16 protein-coding genes are annotated in these 20,881 nt (G+C 64.5%); 14 read left to right on the top strand and 2 right to left on the bottom strand.

Annotated features, from left to right (window positions below):
* On the top strand, positions 1–1,458 hold the full coding sequence (locus AC56LR_RS01435; RefSeq protein WP_497126897.1) for an alkaline phosphatase: 1,458 nt from the start codon (positions 1–3) through the stop codon (positions 1,456–1,458).
* 20 nt (positions 1,459–1,478) lie between these two features.
* Positions 1,479–2,849: an alkaline phosphatase gene (locus AC56LR_RS01430; protein WP_497126614.1), complete on the top strand. Its 1,371-nt coding sequence runs from the start codon at positions 1,479–1,481 to the stop codon at positions 2,847–2,849.
* A 148-nt stretch (positions 2,850–2,997) separates the two neighbouring features.
* On the opposite strand, the gene AC56LR_RS01425 is transcribed toward AC56LR_RS01430, so the two are convergent.
* The gene (locus tag AC56LR_RS01425; RefSeq protein WP_497126612.1) at positions 2,998–3,387 is read right to left on the bottom strand and encodes an SWIB/MDM2 domain-containing protein; all 390 of its coding nucleotides are present in this window, start codon (positions 3,385–3,387) and stop codon (positions 2,998–3,000) included.
* 245 nt (positions 3,388–3,632) lie between these two features.
* Positions 3,633–5,000 carry a signal recognition particle protein gene (gene ffh / locus AC56LR_RS01420; RefSeq protein WP_497126610.1) on the bottom strand — a complete coding sequence of 456 codons (1,368 nt, stop codon included), beginning with the start codon at positions 4,998–5,000 and terminating at the stop codon, positions 3,633–3,635.
* Positions 5,001–5,381: 381 nt separating this feature from the next.
* On the opposite strand from ffh, the gene AC56LR_RS01415 reads away from it, so the two are divergent.
* From AC56LR_RS01415 to AC56LR_RS01360, 12 genes are all read left to right on the top strand, one after another.
* Positions 5,382–6,362, top strand: coding sequence for an ABC transporter substrate-binding protein (locus AC56LR_RS01415; protein WP_497126608.1), 981 nt, complete (start codon positions 5,382–5,384; stop codon positions 6,360–6,362).
* Positions 6,363–6,456: 94 nt separating this feature from the next.
* Positions 6,457–7,245 carry an ABC transporter permease gene (locus AC56LR_RS01410; RefSeq protein WP_497126895.1) on the top strand — a complete coding sequence of 263 codons (789 nt, stop codon included), beginning with the start codon at positions 6,457–6,459 and terminating at the stop codon, positions 7,243–7,245.
* Position 7,246: 1 nt separating this feature from the next.
* Positions 7,247–8,068, top strand: a complete 822-nt coding sequence (locus tag AC56LR_RS01405; protein WP_497126606.1) for an ABC transporter ATP-binding protein — start codon at positions 7,247–7,249, stop codon at positions 8,066–8,068.
* Positions 8,069–8,123: 55 nt separating this feature from the next.
* A complete protein-coding gene (locus tag AC56LR_RS01400) occupies positions 8,124–8,927 on the top strand; it encodes a cytochrome C assembly family protein (RefSeq protein WP_497126604.1) in 804 nt (267 codons plus the stop codon).
* Positions 8,924–9,169 carry a PP0621 family protein gene (locus AC56LR_RS01395; RefSeq protein ID WP_497126602.1) on the top strand — a complete coding sequence of 82 codons (246 nt, stop codon included), beginning with the start codon at positions 8,924–8,926 and terminating at the stop codon, positions 9,167–9,169. Before AC56LR_RS01400 ends, AC56LR_RS01395 begins: the two co-directional genes overlap by 4 nt.
* 77 nt (positions 9,170–9,246) lie before the next feature.
* Positions 9,247–10,857, top strand: a complete 1,611-nt coding sequence (locus tag AC56LR_RS01390; RefSeq protein ID WP_497126600.1) for a sensor histidine kinase — start codon at positions 9,247–9,249, stop codon at positions 10,855–10,857.
* Positions 10,858–10,893: 36 nt separating this feature from the next.
* A complete protein-coding gene (locus AC56LR_RS01385; RefSeq protein ID WP_497126598.1) occupies positions 10,894–12,327 on the top strand; it encodes a sigma-54-dependent transcriptional regulator in 1,434 nt (477 codons plus the stop codon).
* A 599-nt stretch (positions 12,328–12,926) separates the two neighbouring features.
* Complete coding sequence (locus AC56LR_RS01380; RefSeq protein WP_497126596.1) at positions 12,927–15,863, top strand: ribonucleoside-diphosphate reductase subunit alpha; 2,937 nt, start codon at positions 12,927–12,929, stop codon at positions 15,861–15,863.
* 89 nt (positions 15,864–15,952) lie between these two features.
* Positions 15,953–17,062 (top strand): ribonucleotide-diphosphate reductase subunit beta, encoded by a 1,110-nt coding sequence (locus AC56LR_RS01375; protein ID WP_489872489.1) that lies wholly within the window; start codon positions 15,953–15,955, stop codon positions 17,060–17,062.
* Positions 17,063–17,392: 330 nt separating this feature from the next.
* On the top strand, positions 17,393–17,668 hold the full coding sequence (locus tag AC56LR_RS01370) for a helix-turn-helix domain-containing protein (protein WP_497126594.1): 276 nt from the start codon (positions 17,393–17,395) through the stop codon (positions 17,666–17,668).
* Positions 17,665–18,963 (top strand): HipA domain-containing protein, encoded by a 1,299-nt coding sequence (locus AC56LR_RS01365; RefSeq protein WP_497126592.1) that lies wholly within the window; start codon positions 17,665–17,667, stop codon positions 18,961–18,963. Before AC56LR_RS01370 ends, AC56LR_RS01365 begins: the two co-directional genes overlap by 4 nt.
* A 190-nt stretch (positions 18,964–19,153) precedes the next feature.
* Positions 19,154–20,851: a PQQ-dependent sugar dehydrogenase gene (locus tag AC56LR_RS01360; RefSeq protein ID WP_497126590.1), complete on the top strand. Its 1,698-nt coding sequence runs from the start codon at positions 19,154–19,156 to the stop codon at positions 20,849–20,851.
* Positions 20,852–20,881 lie beyond the last annotated feature (30 nt).

Genomic DNA, 20,881 nt, shown 5'->3' with positions numbered 1-20,881 from the left:
TTGTCCACCCTCGCCGGCGCTGCCTGCCTTGCCATGCTGGCCGGCTGCGCGTCCGCTCCGCCCGCATCCCTTGCCACGCAAGCCCCGCTCGACCAGCGCGCGAAGAACGTGATCTTCTTCCTCGGCGACGGCTTGGGGCTCAATACGCTCACCGCCGCGCGCATCTTCCATGTGGGCGAGGAGGGCGAGCTCACCATCGACCGCCTGCCCGAATCGGCCTTCGTGAAGACCTTCTCGAACGATGCGATGGTCACCGACAGCGCCGCCGGGATGGCCGCCTACATGACCGGGGTGAAGCAGAATAACGGCGTGATCTCGATGTCCGCCGGCACCCGCTCGGTCGCCCCTGGCAAGGACGTCAACGGCAACGCATTGGTGAGCCGCTGCAAGGAGAGCTCTGAAGGCGGCGCGCCCGCGGTCACGCTGCTGGAACTGGCCCGGCGCCGCGGCATGGCGCTGGGTGTCGTCACCAACACCAGCGTCACCGATGCGACGCCCGCATCCGCCTACGGCCACGGCTGCCACCGCAAGCTCGAAACCGATTTCGCGGCTTCGCTGGTGCCGGGCGGCGCCGGCTACAACGGCGCGCTGGGGCCACGCGGCCTGGACGTGATGTTCGGCGGCGGGGCGCAGTTCTTCACGCCTTTCAATCGCGGCGGCAAGCGCGCCGACGGCCGCGACCTGCTGGCCGAGATGAACGCGCAGGGTGTGCGCGTGGTGTCGGACAGTAGCTCCTTCAATGCGCTGGCGCCAGCTGCAGGGCAGCGGGCCATCGGCCTGTTCGCCGACAACCACATGGACTACGACGCCGTGCGCAACCCCGCCAGGCAGCCGAGCCTGAGCGAGATGACGCGCAAGGCCATCGACCTGCTCGCGCCGCATGCCGGCAGCCAGGGCGCCGGCTTCTTCCTGGTCGTCGAGGGCGGCCTGATCGACCACGCGCTGCATGCCACGCTCGGCAAACGCGCCCTGCAAGAGACTGTCTCGTACAACGCGGCCATGCAGGCGGCGCTCGACAAGATGGAAGCGCTCGACCCGGGCCTGAAGAGCACCCTGGTGGTCGCCACCGCCGACCACGACCACACGCTGCTCCTGAACGGCTACACGGTCCGCACCGGCAAGACCACGCCAAGCAATCCGGGCGTATTGGGCCTGGTGCGCAACCTCGACGGTAGCCCGAAGCTGGACCAGGAAGGCCGTCCGTTCACGATCATCGGCTTCGGCACCGGCGAAAACCGCATCAACGGCAACCGCAACACCATGCCTGCCCTGACCGACGAGATCGTGACGCGCGACGACTATCACCAGGAAGCCGTGGTGCGCACGCGCCCCGGCGCCGAAACGCATGGCGGCTCGGACGTCTACCTGGGCGCCGCCGGCGCCGGGGCCGAACTGTTCCGCGGAACCATCGACAACACCCGCGTCTTCAGCCTGATCAAGACCGCTGCCGGCCTGTGAGCCCTGAACTGGACACCATCATGAAACAACGACTTCCATTGCTGCTGGCCGCCAGCCTGTTCAGCGCCGGCGCGCTCGCCGCGCCGCAAGCGAAAAACATCATCTTCTTCCTCGGCGACGGCATGGGCCCGACCACGATCACCGCCGCGCGCATCTACAAGCACGGCGAAGACGGCCTGCTGAACTTCGAGAAGATCGAGCGCACCGCGCGCATCAAGACCTATTCGAACGACTTCCAGACCACCGACAGCGCGCCCTCGATGGGCGCCTACATGACCGGCGTGAAGATCAACCAGGACGGCATCTCGATGAAGGATGCAAAGGCCATCGACCCGGACAAGGACGCGAACGGCAACCGCACGGTCGACAAGTGCGGCGAGAACAACGGCAGCGTCGTGCCGACCATCCTGGAGCTGGCCAAGGCGCGTGGCAAGGCCGTGGGCGCGGTGACGACCACCGAGCTGACCCATGCGACGCCGGCATCGACCTTCTCGCATGCCTGCCACCGCGACGCGGCCTACAGCATCGCGCGCCAGATCGTGCCTGGCGGCGCCGGCTACAACACGGCATTGAAAGACGGCGTGGACGTCCTGATGGGCGGCGGCCGCCACCACTTCACGCCCTACGACAAGGCGGCCAACCCGAAGGGCCGCGCCGACGGGCGCGACCTGATGGCGGAGATGGCGGCGCAGGGCTACTACGTGGCCGGCACCCGCGCCGGCATGATGTCGGCCAGGCCGGGCCGCAAGTTCGTCGGCATCTACAGCGCGGACGACCACCTGGATTATTCGCTGGAGCGCCGTCCCGAACAGCCGACCTTGAGCGAGATGGCGCTCAAGTCCATCGAACTGCTCTCGCAAGACCCGGACGGCTTCTTCCTGATGGTCGAAGGCGGCAAGATCGACCACGCGCTGCACGACAACAATGCCCAGAACGCGCTGGCCGACACGGTGGCTTTCGACGAGGCGATCCAGGCCGCGATCGACCGCATGCGCAGCATCGACCCGGGGCTGGAGAACACGCTGATCGTCATCACGGCGGACCACGACCACACGATGGTGCTCAGTGGTTATCCGAAGCGCGGCAGCAAGGTGCTGGACATCGTCCACGACTACGCCACCGGCGAGCCGAAGAAGGACGCGGACGGCAAGACCTTCACGGCCCTGGTCTTCGGCAACGGCAAAGTGCGCCCGGACGTGCGCGCCGACGTCGACAGCGCCACCGCGCTGGGCAACCGCTACCGGCAGGAGGCGGGCGTGCGCACGGTGTACGAATCGCACGGCGGCGGCGACGTCAAGCTGTACGCGCTCGGCGCGGGCTCGGCGCCGTTCAAGGGGACGATTGAAAATACCAAGGTGTTCCACCTGATGAAGGCGGCGGCGGGCTTGTGATGAAAGTAGGGTAACCGACGTCGCGAAGCCGACTAAACGTCATCCTCAATCAACGTCGTCCCGGCCAGCGCCGGACGACGCCCCCAAAAAACAAAAAGCCCCGGAATCCGGGGCTTTCTGCATTCAAGGCTGTGGACAGCCGCAGCGCTTACTTCAGGTGATCCGAAATGAGCTTGGTCATTTCAAACATCGAGACCTGCGCCTTGCCGCCGAAGACAGCTTTGAGCTTGGCGTCGGCATTGATCATGCGACGGTTCGCTGGATCTTGCAGGTTTTCTTTCTTGATGTAGTCCCAGACCTTCTTGGTGACTTCAGTGCGTGGCAGCGGTGCAGCGCCGACGACTGCGGCCAGTTCGCCCGACGGCGTCATCGCTTTCATGAAAGCGGCGTTCGGCTTGCGTGCTGCTGCAGGCTTGGCGGCTGGTTTTGCGGCTGCTTTTGCTGGAGCTGCTTTTTTTGCTGCAGGCTTGGCCGCGGCGGCAGGCTTGGCAGCTGCTTTCGTGGCTGGTGCTGCGGTGGATTTTTTGGCTGTTGCCATCTTCGAGCCTCCTAAAACGATCACGGGGAAAGTTGCGTTATTGACGCACGGGCTTATATTGGTGGCCTTTTACTGTTCGTGCAAGTCTTTTTCAAAAATTTTTCATTCTTATAAGCCCCAAAATGCGAGCTATCCCACACTCGGTGCGCTGCAAATGAAAAATCGGGGTGCGTCAATGTGAAAAAACCGCGCAAGGCCAGTGCCCGCGCGGTTCCTTGCCGTTTCCGGCGAGCTGGCCCAAGGGGTCAGCGCATGCCAGGCATCATGCCTTTCATCCCGCGCATCATCTTCATCAGGCCACCGCCTTTGAGCTTTTTCATCATCGACTGCATCTGGTCGTACTGGGTCAGCATGCGGTTCACTTCCTGCACCTGCACACCGGCGCCGGCTGCGATGCGGCGCTTGCGGTTGGCCTTGATCAATTCCGGCTTGGCGCGCTCGCCCGGGGTCATCGAGTCGATGATGCCGACCATGCGCCGCACCTGCTTTTCGGCCTGGTCCATGTTGGCGCCTGCGGCGGCCTGCTGGAACTGCGCCGGCAGTTTGTCGAGCAGGCCCGACATGCCGCCCATTTTCTTCATCTGCGTCAGCTGCGCCTTGAAGTCGTTCATGTCGAACTTGCCGCCGCCCTTGATCTTGTTCGCCAGTTCGGTGGCCGCCTCGGCGTCCACGCCCTTGCGCGCTTCTTCGACCAGCGCCAGGATGTCGCCCATGCCCAGCACGCGGTTGGCCATGCGCGTGGGGTCGAAGGCTTCCAGGCCATCGAGCTTCTCGGACACGCCGGCGAACTTGATCGGCTTGCCGGTCACGTGGCGCACCGACAGCGCGGCGCCGCCGCGCGAGTCGCCATCGAGCTTGGTCAGCACGATGCCGGTCAGCGGCAGCGTGTCGTTGAAGGCCTTGGCGGTGTTGATCGCATCCTGGCCGAGCATGGCGTCGACCACGAACAGGGTCTCGACCGGATTGACGGCGGCGTGCACCGCGGCGATCTCCTGCATCATCGCTTCGTCGATACCGAGGCGGCCGGCGGTGTCGATGATCAGGACGTCGTGGTAGTGCTTCCTGGCCCAGTCGAGCGCGCCCAGCGCGATGTCGACCGGCTTGTCCGAGGAGGTAGACGGGAAGAAATCGGCGCCGACCTGTTTCGTGACGGACTCCAGCTGCGCGATTGCCGCAGGGCGGTAGACGTCGGCCGAAACGGTCAGGACCTTCTTTTTCTTCTGCTCTTTCAGGTACTTGGCGAGCTTGCCGACGGTGGTGGTCTTGCCCACACCCTGCAAACCGGCCATCAGGATGATCGCCGGCGGCTGCTGGGCGAACGAAAGCTGCGTCGCTTCGGGACCGAGGTCGGCGCCCATCAGGGCCGCCAGCTCGCGCTGCACCACGCCGACCAGGGCCTGGCCGGGCGACAGCGAGCCGATGACTTCTTCGCCGAGCGCTTTTTCTTTCACTTTGGCGATGAATTCGCGCACCGCCGGCAGCGCCACGTCGGCCTCGAGCAGGGCCATGCGCACTTCGCGCAGCATCTCGGCGGTGTTCGCCTCGGTAAGGCGCGCCTCGCCGCGCATGGTCTTGACGACCTTGGCAAGGCGTTGGGTAAGGTTATCTAGCATGTTCTACCTGACTATATATATATGAGACGGCGTTCGATTTGCCTGTATTTCGTAGGGCGGGCGGGTCTCCCGCCCGCGCGGCGATCGTTATCGGCTCCGCTTTCGGGCTGGATGATCTCGCTGCCAACTATCACCGCGCGGGCGGCGAAGCCGCCCACCCTACGGATTGGCGCATTCGTTAATCCACTATTTTACCTTGCGCAAGCCCTCGGGTTCAGCCGGGGCAGGATATGCCGCAATTTTTTTGAGCAGCCGTGATGTGGCCGATCACACCGCAGGCTTGCTTAATTTGACCCACCTCACATGCCGTCGGGCCGTTTCCCGTCAGCATCGTCCCCTGTGCCGCGCCGTTTTGTCGTGCGGCACTCAAGGGAGAAAGGTATGACCAAACCATTCAACAGCATCCTCGCCGCGGCGAGCCTGCTGGCAGCAGGCGCCGCCGGAACGGCCGGGGCCAATGAAGTCGTCCGGCTGGGCAACCTCAAGTTCGCGCACTTCGGCGCGGTCTCGTACATCAAGGAGATCGCACCCAAGTGCGGCATCCGGGTCGAGGAAAAGGTGTTCCCGAAAGGACTGGACGTGATGCAGGCGATCATCGCCGGCGAACTCGACGTCGGCGCGACCGCATCGGAGGCGGCGATCTCGGGCCGCGCCGGCGGCGCCCCGATCGTGGCGGTGGCCGGGTTCGCGCGCGGCGGCGCGCGGCTGGTGGCGCGGCCCGAGCTGAACATCCGCGGCGTGGCCCAGCTCAAGGGCAAAAAAGTCGGCGTCACGCGCGGCGCCATCCAGGAAGTGCTGCTCATGGCCGAACTGGCCAAGCACGGCTTGAAGGGCGACGCGGCGCCGGGCAAGGACGTGCAGCTGGTCTACCTGCCTTATGCCGACTTGAACGGCGCGCTGCTGGGCAGGCAGATCGACGCCATGATGCAGTCCGAGCCGCAGTCTTCGCAGGCGATCAACAAGGGCTTCGGCATGGAGGTGCTCAAGCCCTATGACACGCCGATCGGCGAGCCGGTGCGCACCATGGTCATGACCGAGAAGTTCTATCGCGAGCGCCGCCCGGTCGCCGAGAAATTCATGCGCTGTTTTGTACAGGCCACCCGGACCTTCATCGACCATCCGGCGGTGGCCGAGAAATACGTGCGCGAGGTGATCTTCAAGAACCAGATCAGCAGCGACGACTTCCATGACGCGATCCGCAACGCGCCGTATTCGTACGCGCTCACGCCCGAGCACATCCAGGCCACCACCGACACGATGGTGAAAACCGGGGTAGGGCGCATGGCGCGCCCGCCGCTGGCGAAAGACTGGGTGCGCACCGACCTGCTCGATGCCGCCATGGCCGACCTGAAACTGCGCTGAAGGAGCCCGCATGACGACGCAAACAATTCCGGGCAACCGGCGCCGCGCCTTGCGCGCATTCTGGAGCAATCCCTGGTACGAGCGCGCGGTCGGCATGGTGGTGCCGGTCGTGGCCATCCTGCTCTGGCAGTGGGTGGCGATGAACGGCTGGGTCGACCCGATGGTGCTGCCGGCGCCGCTCGACGTCTGGCGCAAGTGGGTGGCCTACCTGCTGCCGCTGGCGCCTTTCGAACAATACACCGGGGGCGGCTGGTGGTCGTGGGCGTTCTCGGGCGAGCTGCCGATCGACATCTATACCAGCATGGTCCGGGTGGTGGTGGGCTTCTCCATCGGCGCCGGGCTGGCGCTGCCCCTGGGCCTGGCGATGGGCGCGAGCCGCGTCGTGTATGCCTGGATGAACCCCTTCGTGCAGATCCTGCGCCCGATCCCGCCGATCGCCTACATCCCGCTGGCGATCCTGTGGTTCGGGCTGGGCAATCCGCCGGCGGTGTTCCTGATCGCACTGGGCGCGTTCTTTCCGGTGCTGATGAACACCATCGCCGGGGTGCGCCACGTGGACGGCATCTACCTGCGCGCCGCGCGCAACCTCGGCGCCGGACGCATCACCATGTTCCTGCGCGTGATCCTGCCGGCCGCCGTGCCTTACATCCTGTCGGGCGTGCGGATCGGCATCGGCACCGCCTTCATCGTGGTGATCGTCTCCGAGATGATCGCCGTGAACAACGGCCTGGGCTTCCGCATCCTGGAAGCACGCGAGTACTTCTGGTCCGACAAGATCATCGCCGGGATGATCACCATCGGCATGCTCGGCCTGGCCATCGACCTGGCCATGAACCGCCTCAACAACTATCTGCTGCGCTGGCACCGCGGCCTGGAGCAGTGACATGAACGCACCTTACTCGCCGCCGCTGCAGGCGCCGCATATCCGCGTCGAAGGCGTCAACAAGACCTTCGCCAGCCACGGCCGCCAGGTGGTGGCATTGAAGGACATCGCGCTCGAGATCCCGCGCGGGCAGTTCACCTGCCTGCTCGGGCCTTCGGGCTGCGGCAAGTCGACGCTGCTCAATGCGGTGGCCGGCTTTTCGCTGCCGAGCAGCGGCACGATCCTGGTGGACAGCGTCCCGGTGACGGCGCCCGGACCGGACCGCGGCATGGTGTTCCAGGAATACGCGCTCTTCCCCTGGATGACGGTCGAGGACAACATCTCCTTCGGCCTGCACATCAAGGGCATGTCGAAGACGACCATCCGCAAGCGCGTGGGCGACCTGCTGGAGATGCTTTCCCTGGGCGACTTCCGCCAGCGCTTTCCCAAGGACCTGTCCGGCGGCATGCGCCAGCGCGTGGCGATCGCCCGCGTGCTGGCGCTCGATTCGCCGATCATGCTGATGGACGAGCCCTTCGGCGCCCTCGATGCCCTGACCCGGCGCAACCTGCAGGACGAGCTGCTGCGCATCTGGTCCGAGCTGAAGAAGACCATCCTGTTTGTCACCCACAGCATCGAGGAGGCGATCTACCTGGCCGACCGCATCGTGGTGATGACCTACCGGCCCGGCACCGTCAAGCGCGACCTGCTGGTGGAGCTGCCGCGCATGCGCGACCCGGCGGCACCGGAATTCAACGCCCTCAAGCGCGAGCTGGGCATGCTGGTGATGGAAGAGCAGCAGCGCCATCATACGGATGAGTTGAGGATGGCGGCGGTGGATTGACCCGGCGCCGGGGAGGGGTCGCCACCAGCCTTACCCGATGGTGTATCCTTCCACTATGCAGAACTCCCTCTTTCTCGCCGCGGCCCTGCTGTACGCGGTGTGCGCCCTGCTGCCGTCGCGCCGGGGCGCCGTCATCTCCGGCGTCACTGCCGCCGCCTGGGCGGTGCACGGCGCCGCGCTCGCGCTCGACGTCGTCTCGCCCGGTCAATTGCGGGTCGGCTTCGCCATCATGTTATCGAGCGCGCTGTGGGTCTCGGTGGCCGCCTACTGGCTGGAAAACCGCAATTTCGCGCTGGACGGCATGCGCCGCCTGGTGATGCCCTTCGCCTTCGTGGCAAGCCTGCTGCCGCTGGTCTTTCCCGGCAGCGTGCTGGAAATCCACGACCAGTCGCCCGCCTTCGGCTGGCACGTCGCGGTGGCGGTGCTGGCCTACAGCACCCTGACCATCGCCGCCTTCCACGCGGTGCTGATGGCGCTGCAGGAAGCGCGGCTGCACACCCGCGGCAGCAACGGCGGCTGGTTCGCCAGCGCGCTCGACCAGCTGCCGGCGCTGCTGACCATGGAAAAGCTGTTGTTCCGCGTGATCTGGATCGGCTTCGTCCTGCTCAGCCTCACGGTACTGTCGGGCGTGGTGTTTTCCGAGCAGCTGTTCGGCCGCGCGCTGCGATTGGACCACAAGAGCGTGTTCGCGCTGCTGTCCTGGCTGCTGTTCGCCGCGCTGCTGGCGGGGCGCCGCTGGCAGGGCTGGCGCGGCAAGACCGCGCTGCGCTTCACCCTGGCGGGCTTCGCCACGCTGGCACTGGCCTATGTCGGCAGCCGCTTCGTGCTCGAAGTCGTCCTGCACAGGGCAGTAGCATGATGCGCATCCTGTTCTGGATCGCCCTGGTCGTGCTGGTGGTCATGGCGGTACGCGCCAAGTTCAAGGCGTCGAGCGTGCGCTACCAGGCGCCTCCGCGTCCGCAAGCGAAGGAGCCGGTGGCCCGGATCGAAACCATGACCCAATGCGCCCACTGCGGCCTGCATTTCCCGGCCTCCGAAGCGGTGCACGCCGATGGCCTCGACTACTGCTCGCCGGGCCACGTGCGCCTGCCGCCGCAGTAAGCCGGCCGATGCCGTTCCAGCCGCCGTCCCCGCGAGACCCGTCCGCGCAGCGACTCTCCCCTGCGGCGCGCGCGACCATGTGGCGCACGCTCCAGACCTTCAACATCAGCCGCATCGTGATCGCGCTGGTGCTGCTGCTCTACCTGGGCGTGAGCATCACCGACAACGGCGTGCGCACCGATGCCGTCAATACCGAAGCCTGCGTCTTCTATTTCGTGGCCTCGCTGGCCTTCGCCGGCTTTGGCACCTGGTGGAAGCGCCGCTTCATGGTGCAGCTGGCCTGCCAGATCGCGACCGACCTCGCCGTCATCTCGCTCCTGTACCTGGCCGCCGGCGGCATGCGCAGCGGGCTGGCGATCCTCTACCTGTTCCCGCTGGCCGGCGCGGCCATCCTCGCCCCCCTGGTGCTGGCGCTGTTCGCCGCCTCCGTCGCGACCCTGTTCCTGATCGCCGTCAGCGCCTGGCAGGTGGTCATGCTGGACCGCCAGGCGCCGCTGATGCAGGCAGGCCTGTACGGCGGCGCCTTCTTTGCCGGCGTGCTGCTGGTGAACCGGCTGGCTGCGCGCCTGATCAAGCAGGAAGACCTGGCCGCCCAGCGCGGCACCGACCTGCGCATCCAGCAGCTGATCAACGGGATCGTCATCGCCGACGTCGGCGACGGCATCCTGGTGGTGGGGGACGACGGCGTGGTCTTCACCGGCAATCCGGCCGCCCGCATCACGCTCGGCTTCGAAGGCGAGGCGGCGGGCTTCCGGCTCGGCGAGGCGCCTGGCCTGGAGCCGGTGGCCCAGGCCTTTACCGCCTGGCTGCGCGCACCGGTGGAAGGCGCGGCCTTCGTCACCGTCAAGCCCTACCGCGAAGACGCGGGCCTGCTGCGCGGCCGGCGCGACCAGCCGACCCACCTGAAGCTGCGTTTCGCCCGGGTCGACACGGCCGGCGTGGCGGCCGGGCGCAGCGTGGTGTTCATGCAGGACGTGAGCGCCATCGAAAACCAGGCGCAGCAACTCAAGCTGGCCTCGATGGGGCGCCTCACCGCCAGCATCGCGCACGAGGTGCGCAACCCGCTGTCGGCCATCGGCCACGCCACCGCGCTGCTGGCCGAAGACCTGCACGGCCCGGCTGAGGTGCGGCTGCTGAAGATCATCGGCGACAACGTCACGCGCGTGAACCGCATGGTCGAAGACATCCTGCAGCTCTCGCGCAAGGTGCAGCCCAATGGCGAACCGCTGCAGCTGGCGACCTTCCTGGCCGAACTGAAGCTCGAATTCTGCGAAACCCACGGCCTGGCCGGTGATATAGTTTATATAGGCGATCCGGGCGCGAGTGCGGTGCGCTTCGACCCGCTGCACCTGCACGAGGTGCTGCTCAACCTGCTGGGCAACGCGGTGCGCTATGCCAGCAAGCAGCCGGCCAGCATCCGCATCTTCCCGGCGCGCGACGCGGCCGGGCGCACCGAACTGCACGTGCAGGACGACGGCCCCGGCATCACCCCCGAGGTACGCGCCCACCTGTTCGAGCCCTTCTACACCACCTCGAGCAAGGGCACGGGCCTGGGCCTGTACCTGGCGCGCGAGCTGTGCCTGAACAACGATGCGAAGCTCGACTACGAATACCGCTTCGACGCCGCCCCGCTAGGGGTGCGCAAGGCCAGCGGGCGCTTCGTGATCAGCTTTGCCCAGCCGGCCTAGATTCGTCCTGCTATATATATATAGATTGAGAAAACCATGACCGCACCCCGCATCCTCGTGGTCGACGACGAAGCCGACCTGCGTGAACTGCTCGAGATCACCCTGCTCAAGATGGGGCTGGACGTGGACAGCGCGGCCACGCTGCGCCAGGCGCGCGCGCTGTTGGAAGAGCACGACTACGCCCTGATCCTGACCGACATGCGCCTGCCCGACGGCCTCGGGCTGGAGCTGGTGCGCGAAGTGCACGCATCCATCAAGGCGACCCCGATCGCCGTCATCACCGCCTACGGCAGCGCCGAGAACGCGGTGGTGGCGCTCAAGGCGGGCGCCTTCGATTACATCTCCAAGCCGGTGGCGCTCGACGCGCTGCGCCTGATGGTGCGCTCGGCCCTGCGCCTGCTCGACGCCGCGCCGGCGCAGCCGGACGGCAGCCTGCCCGGCTCGCGCATGATCGGTTCGTCGCCCGCGATGCAGTCGCTGCGGGCCCAGATCGGCCGCCTGGCGCGCTCGAACGCGCCGATTTCGATCACCGGCGAATCGGGTAGCGGCAAGGAACTGGCCGCGCGCGAGATCCACGCCCAGAGTTCGCGCGCCGCCAAGCCCTTCGTCGCGGTGAACTGCGGCGCGATTCCCGAAACCCTGATGGAAGCGGAGTTCTTCGGCTACCGCAAGGGCGCCTTCACCGGCGCCGCCGAGGAGCGCGACGGCTTCTTCCAGGCGGCCAACGGCGGCACCCTGATGCTCGACGAAGTGGCCGACCTGCCGCTGGCAATGCAGGTCAAGCTGCTGCGCGCGATCCAGGAGCGGCGCGTGCGCAAGATCGGCGCCACCAGCGAAGAGCCGGTGGACGTGCGCATCATCAGCGCGACCCACCAGGACCTGGCCAGGTGCGTGGAGCAGGGCAGGTTCAGGCAGGACTTGTTCTACCGGCTGAACGTGATCGAGCTGTCGCTGCCGCCGCTGCGCGAGCGCATCGACGACTTGCCGCCCCTCGTCGACGCCGTGCTGGCGCGGCTGGCCGGTCCGGGGCAGGCCGCGCTCGGGGCCGGTGTGCTGGACGCGCTGCGCGCCTATTCCTTCCCGGGGAATATCCGCGAACTGGAGAACGTGCTGGAGCGGGCGCTGGCGTTTGCCAACGACGGCGTGATCGAAGTGGGGGATTTGTCGCTGAAAGCGGCGCGCCCGAGCGAGGCGATCGCGGTTCCGGTCCAGGCGCCGGCGCCGGTGGCCGGGCCGGAAGCGGCTCCCGCGCCGGTGGCGGCATCCGGACAGGCCATGCTCGGCCCGAACGGCTTGCCCGGCAATCTGCCCGACTACCTGAGCCAGGTGGAGCGCGACATCATCGGCCGCGCGCTGCAACAGACCCAGTTCAACCGCACGCAGGCCGCAGCGCTGCTCGGGATCAGCGTGCGGCAGCTGCGCTACCAGATGCAGAAGCTGGAAATTTCGGCGCCGGACGATAACGCCTGACCGTTTTCCGTAGGGTGGCCGGGGTAATTTCGGGCAATGCCCGGAATTACGAACGGCCGCGCGTTCAAATCACGTCAACTGGTAGGCTCCGTGGTTTTCCCACGTTGGTTGAACGCGCGGTCGGCGAAGCCGACCACCCTACGGTCGTGTTGTCTTTTCGCCAGTGCAAAACGGACAAGAATGATGCGCCGCGCATCAGGCTGATTACGCTTTGAGCAGCCATCCTGAACAAGGTTAGCGCTCACTCACCGCATACTCCCCGCCGTTCTAGCCCTACTCGCTTGTCAAGCCCATGCGCCAAAAAAAACGCAAAATATTGCGAAGTTCTTTACTTGCCGTGACCTGGGTCAGGTACTACAATTAGTCTCATATCAAGGTCGAACACTAGATGTAGTGGTAGTGAACCGAAGGAAACTAGTTCACTCCCGACTTGAGGCTTGCTCTGCAAGCGACTGATTCCACAGCGATTTCCTACCCTGCATATCTGGTTGCCAGCATGGCGTTCCGGCTGGCGGGGCATCGCTTTGCTATGAATTCCGTAGGACTTCGGTCCTGGTAACAACAAATGGCGGCAGGCATCTGCCCACCCTGGAGGCTCAATGCAAACAGCACAAGACATTTCGATCAATCCTCACGTCACCCCAGGCGCGTCGGCCAATGCCACGCCGGCAGAGATCGTGGCGCGCGGCGACTACCGCGTCATCCGCCGTAACGGCGCCGTGGTGGCCTTCGAGCCGCACAAGATCTCGGTCGCGATGACCAAGGCCTTCCTCGCCATCGCAGGCGGGCAGGGTGCTGCATCGGCCCGTATCCGCGACCTGGTGGAACAGATGACCGGAAATGTCGTGGCTGCATTGGTGCGCCGCCAGCCGAACGGCGGCACCTTCCATATCGAAGACGTGCAGGACCAGGTCGAACTGTCGCTGATGCGCTCGGGCGAGCATGACGTCGCACGCGAATACGTGCTGTACCGTGCCAAGCGCATGGAAGAGCGCCGCGCCGCGAAAGAAGCCGCCGGCGGCACCGCCGTGGCTGCGCCGCAGATCCACGTGATCGACGGCGGCCAGCGCCTGCCGCTGGACATGAACGCCGTGTACGGCCTGGTCAACGCTGCCTGCGCCGGCCTGGAAAAGCACGTCGACGCCGACGCGATCGTCGCCGAGACCCTGAAGAACCTGTACGACGGCGTGCCGGTCGAAGAACTGCACAAGTCGGCCATCCTGGCGGCCCGCGCCCTGATGGAAAAAGACCCGGCCTACAGCCAGGTCACCGCGCGCATCCTGCTGCACACCATCCGCAAGGAAGTCTTCGGCCACGAAGTGCCGCAAGCCGGCGCCGCTGCCGAATACATCACTTACTTCCCGCAGTACATCGCCAAGGGCATCCAGAACGAACTGCTGGACGAAGAACTGGGCAAGTACGACCTCGAGCGCCTGGCCAAGGCCATCGTCGCCGACCGCGACCTGCAGTTCGGCTACATCGGCCTGCAGACCCTGTACGACCGCTACTTCCTGCACGTGCGCGAAACCCGCATCGAGATGCCGCAGGCCTTCTACATGCGCGTCGCGATGGGCCTGGCCCTGCGCGAAGCCGACCGCGAAGCGCGCGCGATCGAGTTCTACAACCTGCTGTCGTCGTTCGACTTCATGAGCTCGACCCCGACCCTGTTCAACTCGGGCACCCGCCGTTCGCAGCTGTCCTCGTGCTACCTGACCACCGTCGGCGACGACCTGGAAGGCATCTACGACGCCATTAAAGAAAACGCGCTGCTGTCGAAGTTCGCCGGCGGCCTGGGCAACGACTGGACTCCGGTCCGTGCACTGGGCTCGCGCATCAAGGGCACCAACGGCAAGTCGCAGGGCGTGGTCCCGTTCCTGAAAGTGGTCAACGACACCGCCGTGGCGGTGAACCAGGGCGGCAAGCGCAAGGGCGCGGTCTGCGCCTACCTGGAAACCTGGCACATGGACATCGAGGAATTCCTCGACCTGCGCAAGAATACCGGCGACGACCGCCGCCGCACCCACGACATGAACACCGCGAACTGGATTCCCGACCTGTTCATGAAGCGCGTGATGGAAAAGGGCTACTGGAGCCTGTTCTCGCCAAGCGAGACGCCGGACCTGCACGACCTGGTCGGCAAGGCCTTCGAAGAAGCCTATACCGCCTATGAAGCCAAGGCGGAACGCGGCGAAATGACCGTGTACAAGAAGATCGAAGCGCTCGACCTGTGGCGCAAGATGCTGTCGATGCTGTTCGAAACCGGTCACCCATGGATCACCTTCAAGGATCCGTGCAACATCCGTTCGCCGCAGCAGCACATCGGCGTCGTGCACTCGTCGAACCTGTGCACCGAGATCACCCTGAACACCAGCGCCGACGAAATCGCCGTCTGCAACCTGGGTTCGGTGAACCTGCCGCAGCACATGAAGGGCGACAGCCTCGATCACGCCAAGCTGCAGAAGACCATCCGCATCGCCATGCGCATGCTGGACAACGTCATCGACATCAACTACTACGCCGTGGAAAAGGCGCGCAACTCGAACATGCGCCACCGTCCGGTCGGCATGGGCGTGATGGGCCACCAGGACTGCCTGCACATGATGCGCGTGCCGTTCGCATCAAGCAAAGCGGTGGAATTCGCCGACAAGTCGATGGAAGCCGTCTGCTACTACGCCTACCTGGCCTCGACCGAGCTGGCCGAAGAGCGCGGCCGCTACGGTTCCTACGAAGGTTCGCTGTGGGACCGCGGCATCCTGCCGCAGGACTCGATCAAGCTGCTGGCGGAAGAACGCGGCGGCTACCTCGAGCAGGACACGAGCGAGTCGATGGACTGGACCCTGGTGCGTAGCCGCATCAAGGAATTCGGCATGCGCAACTCGAACTGCGTGGCGATCGCCCCGACCGCGACCATCTCGAACATCATCGGCGTGTCGGCCTGCATCGAGCCGACCTTCCAGAACCTGTACGTGAAGTCGAACCTGTCGGGCGAATTCACCGAGATCAATGCCTACCTGGTGCGCGACCTGAAGGCACGCGACCTGTGGGACGAAGTCATGATCGCCGACCTGAAGTACTTCGACGGTTCGCTGTCCAAGATCGACCGCGTGCCGCAAGACCTGCGCGACATCTACGCCACCGCGTTCGAAGTCGAGCCGAAGTGGCTGGTCGAGCAGGCATCGCGCCGCCAGAAGTGGATCGACCAGGCCCAGTCGCTGAACATCTACATGGCCGGCGCATCGGGCAAGAAGCTGGACGAGACCTACAAGCTGGCCTGGCTGCGCGGCCTGAAGACCACCTACTACCTGCGCACCATCGCCGCGACGCACATGGAGAAATCCACCAGCCGCACCGGCGCGCTGAACGCGGTGTCGGTCTCGGGCGCCCTGTCGGGTGGCCACGCTGCCCCGGCGCTACCTGCCGCAGCACCTGCCGCCTCGGCAGCGCCGGTCGCCGCCGCAGCCGATGAAGCCGACGGCGCCGCCTGCTACCTGCGTCCTGGCGACGACGGTTTCGAGGAATGCGAAGCCTGCCAGTAAGAACCAGTGCGAAGTAAGCGCTGAACGAAGAAACACGCCCGGCCACCGCGCCGGGCGCCGCCGTCTAGAATTCAAGAAGGAAGAACACTATGTTGTCATGGGACGATGAACCAAGCACCGCGCCAGCCCCGCGCGCCGCACAAGCCGATGCCACCGAAACGGTCGATGCCGCGCTGGTCGCCAAGCGCGTCAACGCCGACGACAAGCGCATCATCAACGGCCAGACCGACGTCAACCAGCTGGTCCCGTTCAAGTACAAATGGGCTTGGGACAAATACCTGGCCGGCTGCGCCAACCACTGGATGCCGCAAGAAGTGAACATGCAGCGCGACATTGAGCTGTGGAAGAGCCCGAACGGCCTGTCGGAAGACGAGCGCCGCCTGGTCAAGCGCAACCTCGGCTTCTTCGTGACCGCCGACTCGCTGGCCGCGAACAACATCGTGCTGGGCACCTACCGCCACATCACGGCGCCGGAATGCCGCCAGTACCTGCTGCGCCAGGCCTTCGAAGAGGCGATCCACACCCACGCCTACCAGTACATTGTCGAGTCGCTCGGCCTGGACGAGAAGGAAATCTTCAACGCCTACAACGAGATCGAGTCGATCCACGACAAGGACCAGTTCCTGATCCCGTTCATCAACGTGCTGACCGATCCGGAATTCAAGACCGGCACGCTGGAAAACGACCAGAAGCTGCTCAAGTCGATCATCGTCTTCGCCTGCCTGATGGAAGGCCTGTTCTTCTACGTCGGCTTCACCCAGATCCTGGCGCTGGGCCGCCAGAACAAGATGACCGGCGCCGCCGAGCAGTACCAGTACATCCTGCGCGACGAGTCGATGCATGTGAACTTCGGCATCGACCTGATCAACACGATCAAGATGGAAAACCCGATGCTGTGGACCCCGGCCTTCCGCGAAGAGCTCAAAGCCCTGTTCCTGGAAGCGGTCGAACTCGAATACCGCTACGCCGAAGACACCATGCCACGCGGCGTGCTGGGCCTGAACGCCCCGATGTTCAAGGGCTACCTGCGCTTCATCGCCAACCGCCGCTCCGTGCAGATCGGCCTGGAGCCGCTGTTCCCGAACGAAGAAAATCCGTTCCCATGGATGAGCGAGATGATCGACATGAAGAAGGAGCGTAACTTCTTCGAGACGCGCGTGACGGAGTATCAGACCGGCGGGGCCTTGAACTGGGATTGATGTCCCTTCGCCTGGCTACGGCCGGGTGAGCCAAGCAAAGCCCGTCCTTCGTGACGGGCTTTGCCCGTTAACAGCCCGATATTGTCAGTTCTTGAGGGGCGGCCGATGCGCGCATCCTGGTTCAGGATAGCGTACGTCAAAGAGCGAAATAAGAGAGTGATTTTGCATTCTTAAAAAGCCAAGCCTCAAAAATTGGCATCAAAGTAGTAATTTCGCTCTTTTATGTCAATGCCACAGCCCGTTTTACTAAAGATATGATTTTGTTCTATTACCCATTATTTTTGCATACTTGACCTATAATAGAGCGAAATTGCACTATTGTAGGGTGAGATGAAAATCAATTCGTTCGAGCAGTTAGGCGTAGTGCTCCGTGCCACACGTGTTGCCCTTAACGTGCCCTTAGCCGACCTGGCCGAGACCCTGGATACATCCCAGACCCTATTGCGACGGCAAGAGCAGGGGCGCTCGACCTTGGCACTCAAAAAGCTCTTTGCGACAATGCAGGAGCTTGGTATCGAAGTGCATTTGTCATTGCCGTCAGCCATCGATGAAACTTCGGTCGATCTGGATGATAAAACTGCACAGAAGAAACGAGCTCGACCATGAATCGGGAACTTCACGCTTACATCGATAAGACCTTTGTCGGTTCGCTTTCGGAAAACACCGGCGTGTGGTCATTCCAATACGATCGGGCGTGGGTCGAACAAGGATACGAACTTTCCCCCGGCTTGCCTCTGACTACCGGTCGACATGAAGACGGTGGCACCACTCGGCCAGTCCAATGGTTCTTCGACAATCTGCTGCCAGAGGAGGATGCCAGGCTGCAGCTGATAAATTACATGAATAACGAAGTGACGGTGGGCATGGATGCATGGAGCCTGCTGGCGCACTTTGGCGCCGAGTCGGCGGGTGCCCTGACCCTGCTCAGCCCAGGAACCGAATTGCCCGAGGCGGGCCTGGTTCCATTGTCCGACGAAGAGCTCGACGCGCGTATCAGGGCGATGCCACGAAAACCGCTATCGGCCAACGCGCCCAAGAAAATGTCGCTGGCCGGAGCCCAGCAAAAACTGGCAGTCGTCATGATCGACGGGCGGCTCTACGAACCGACCGGCGCGCGTGCCTCGACCCATATCCTGAAACCAGACGTACTGAGCGAGCATTATCCTTGCAGTGCGGTAAATGAATGGTTTTCGGCACGGCTTGCGCAGCGGATGGGACTTTCTGTTCCAGAAGTGGACCTGCGGTATGTCCCTTCGCCGGTTTACATCATCGAGCGTTTCGACCGGAAGAAAACCGGGGAACAAGTCAACAGGTTGCATTCGCTCGACGCACTGCAGTTGTTGACCATGTCCGCCCGGGCGAAATATTCCGAATCGGGTAGTAAAGCCTTGATCGATGTGTTGGATAAATGCCGGACCCCGGCAACGGCGCGGGTAACGCTGTTCCGGTGGACCCTCTACAACATCTTGATAGCAAACAGTGACGCACACTTGAAAAATCTCTCCTTGATCGCCGGCCGGGGAGGCTACGAACTCGCCCCACACTATGATTTGTTGAGCACTGGCGCCTGGGCTCGCCCAGAGCTGCCTGGTCAAGGAGAAGCGCGTTGGCCCGACATTGCAATGTCGTTTCCTATCATGGACGTATTGCGCTATCAGGATCTGCGGAGAGAGCATCTGGAAGCATTTGCGAACCAGCTTGGCATCCGGGCCACCAGCTTCAATCGCGAATTTAACAAAATGACCAAGGGTATTGAAGCTGCAGCTGCTGAACTGGCAACAGAATTTGAAGCGCGAACGGACGTTCCTGCCGCAGTTCGAGCGTCTCAAGCGCATATGTTGCGAAGTATTCGATTCCTTCCCATTGCAACGATGGCCAGGCAGCTGCAACAACCAGCATGACGATACCGTGAACTGCGCATCATCCACTGCTTTCCAAGGTGGCGTAGCATTGCATGCTCCCTTTGAATGAGCTTCGGCCCAATTGGACCAGCTGATTCTTCACAAGCCTTGAAGCTCGGAAATCGGCCAGGCGCGCAAGAACGAGTTGACCTATGATGGCGAATTGATCAGACCATTCAGGAGTCATTCCTTGCAAGCCAAGTCCCTGCCGCTGCATGCCCTCGTGCTTGCCACCCTCGCAGCCGCATCTGCTGTCCACGCCGCACCCCAGCCAACCGCCGGCCAGGCCACCTTCCAGAACAACTGCGCCAGCTGCCACAGCGTCGATCCGGCCTTGTCCTCGCGCGCCGGCCCGGGCCTGTTCCGCGTGCTCAATCGCAAGGCCGCGGGCGTCCCCGGTTTCAACTATTCGGCTGCACTGACCAAAGCCGGCGCCGGCGGCAAGACCTGGACCCAGGCCGAGCTGGATGTCTTCCTGGCCGACCCGAGCAAAAACGTCCCCGGCACCACGATGCCGGTGGGCGTGCCCGACAAGCAGGTCCGCGCCGCGCTGATCGACTACCTCGCCACCTTGCAGGGGGCGACAACGGCCGCAGCGCCGGCCACGGCCGCCGCACCCGCGGAGCGCACCGGCTCCTGGGACGACAACCAGCCCGGCAAGATCCACCACATCAAGCTCACCGACCTGCCGCCGCCCTTCGCCACCACCAGCGCCGGTAACGGCCCGCGCGTCGAGGCGCGTCCGAACGGCAGCCTGCCGACCGTCCCGAAAGGCTTCACGGTCAGCGTGTTCGCCAGTGATGCCGACAAGCCGCGCCTGCTGCTCCGCGCGCCGAATGGCGACATCTTCCTGGCCGCGACCGGCAAGGGCGAGATCAAGGTGCTGCGTTCAAAGAACGGCCAGACGGCCGATACCGCTGAAGTCTTCGCCAGCGGCTTGACCCGCCCCTACGGCATGGCTTTCTGGCCGTCGAACGCGAATCCGCTGTACCTGTATGTGGCCAACGTCAACGCCATCGTCCGCATCCCGTACCGCAACGGCGACCTGAAGGCGCGCGGCGAAGCCGAGACGGTCGTGCCGCAGCTGTCCGACACCAGCGGCGGCCACACCACGCGCACGCTGGTGTTCTCGAAAGACGACAAGACCATGCTGCTGTCGATCGGCTCGGCCACCAACGTCGCCGCCGATATCGGACCGAAGCCGCCCGAGCCGCTGGCGCAGTGGGAAGCGAAACACGGCGTGGGCGGCGCCTGGGGTGTCGAAACCGACCGCGCCACCGTCATGGCGTTCGACCCGGACGGCAAGAACCGCCGCACTTATGCCACCGGCCTGCGCAACTGCGTCGGCATGCTGGTCTACCCAAGTACCGGCGACCTGATGTGCAACGTAAACGAGCGCGATGCGCTGGGCGACAACCTGCCGCCGGACTACCTGACCCGCGTGAAGCAAGGCGGCTTCTACGGCTGGCCGTGGTACTACATCGGCGACAACGAAGATCCGCGCCTGCAGGGCCAGCGCCCCGACCTCAAGGGCAAGGCCATCGTGCCCGATGTGCTGATCCAGTCGCATTCGGCGCCGCTGGGCATGGCGGTCTACCACGCACCGAAAGGCGCGGCGCATGCCTTCCCGAAGGAGTACGAGGGCGATGTCTTCGTGGCGCTGCACGGTTCCTGGAACCGCGGCGTGCGCACCGGCTATAAAGTGGTGCGCGCCTTCATGAAGAACGGCGTGCCGACCGGCCGCTACCAGGACTTCATGTCGGGGATGGTGCTGAGCGACCGCGAGGTCTGGGGCCGGCCTGCCGGCGTGACCGTGGCGCGGGACGGCGCGCTGCTGGTGGTCGACGACGCGGGCGGCGTCGTCTGGCGCATCGCGCCGCAGCGTTAAGCAGCCGACCGACCCGCCGCAAGGCGGGTT

It is taken from the genome of Telluria sp. ZT3P39, from assembly GCF_059685935.1.
Note: the sequence above shows the minus strand (reverse complement) of the source record. Positions and strands in the feature narration are given on the sequence as shown.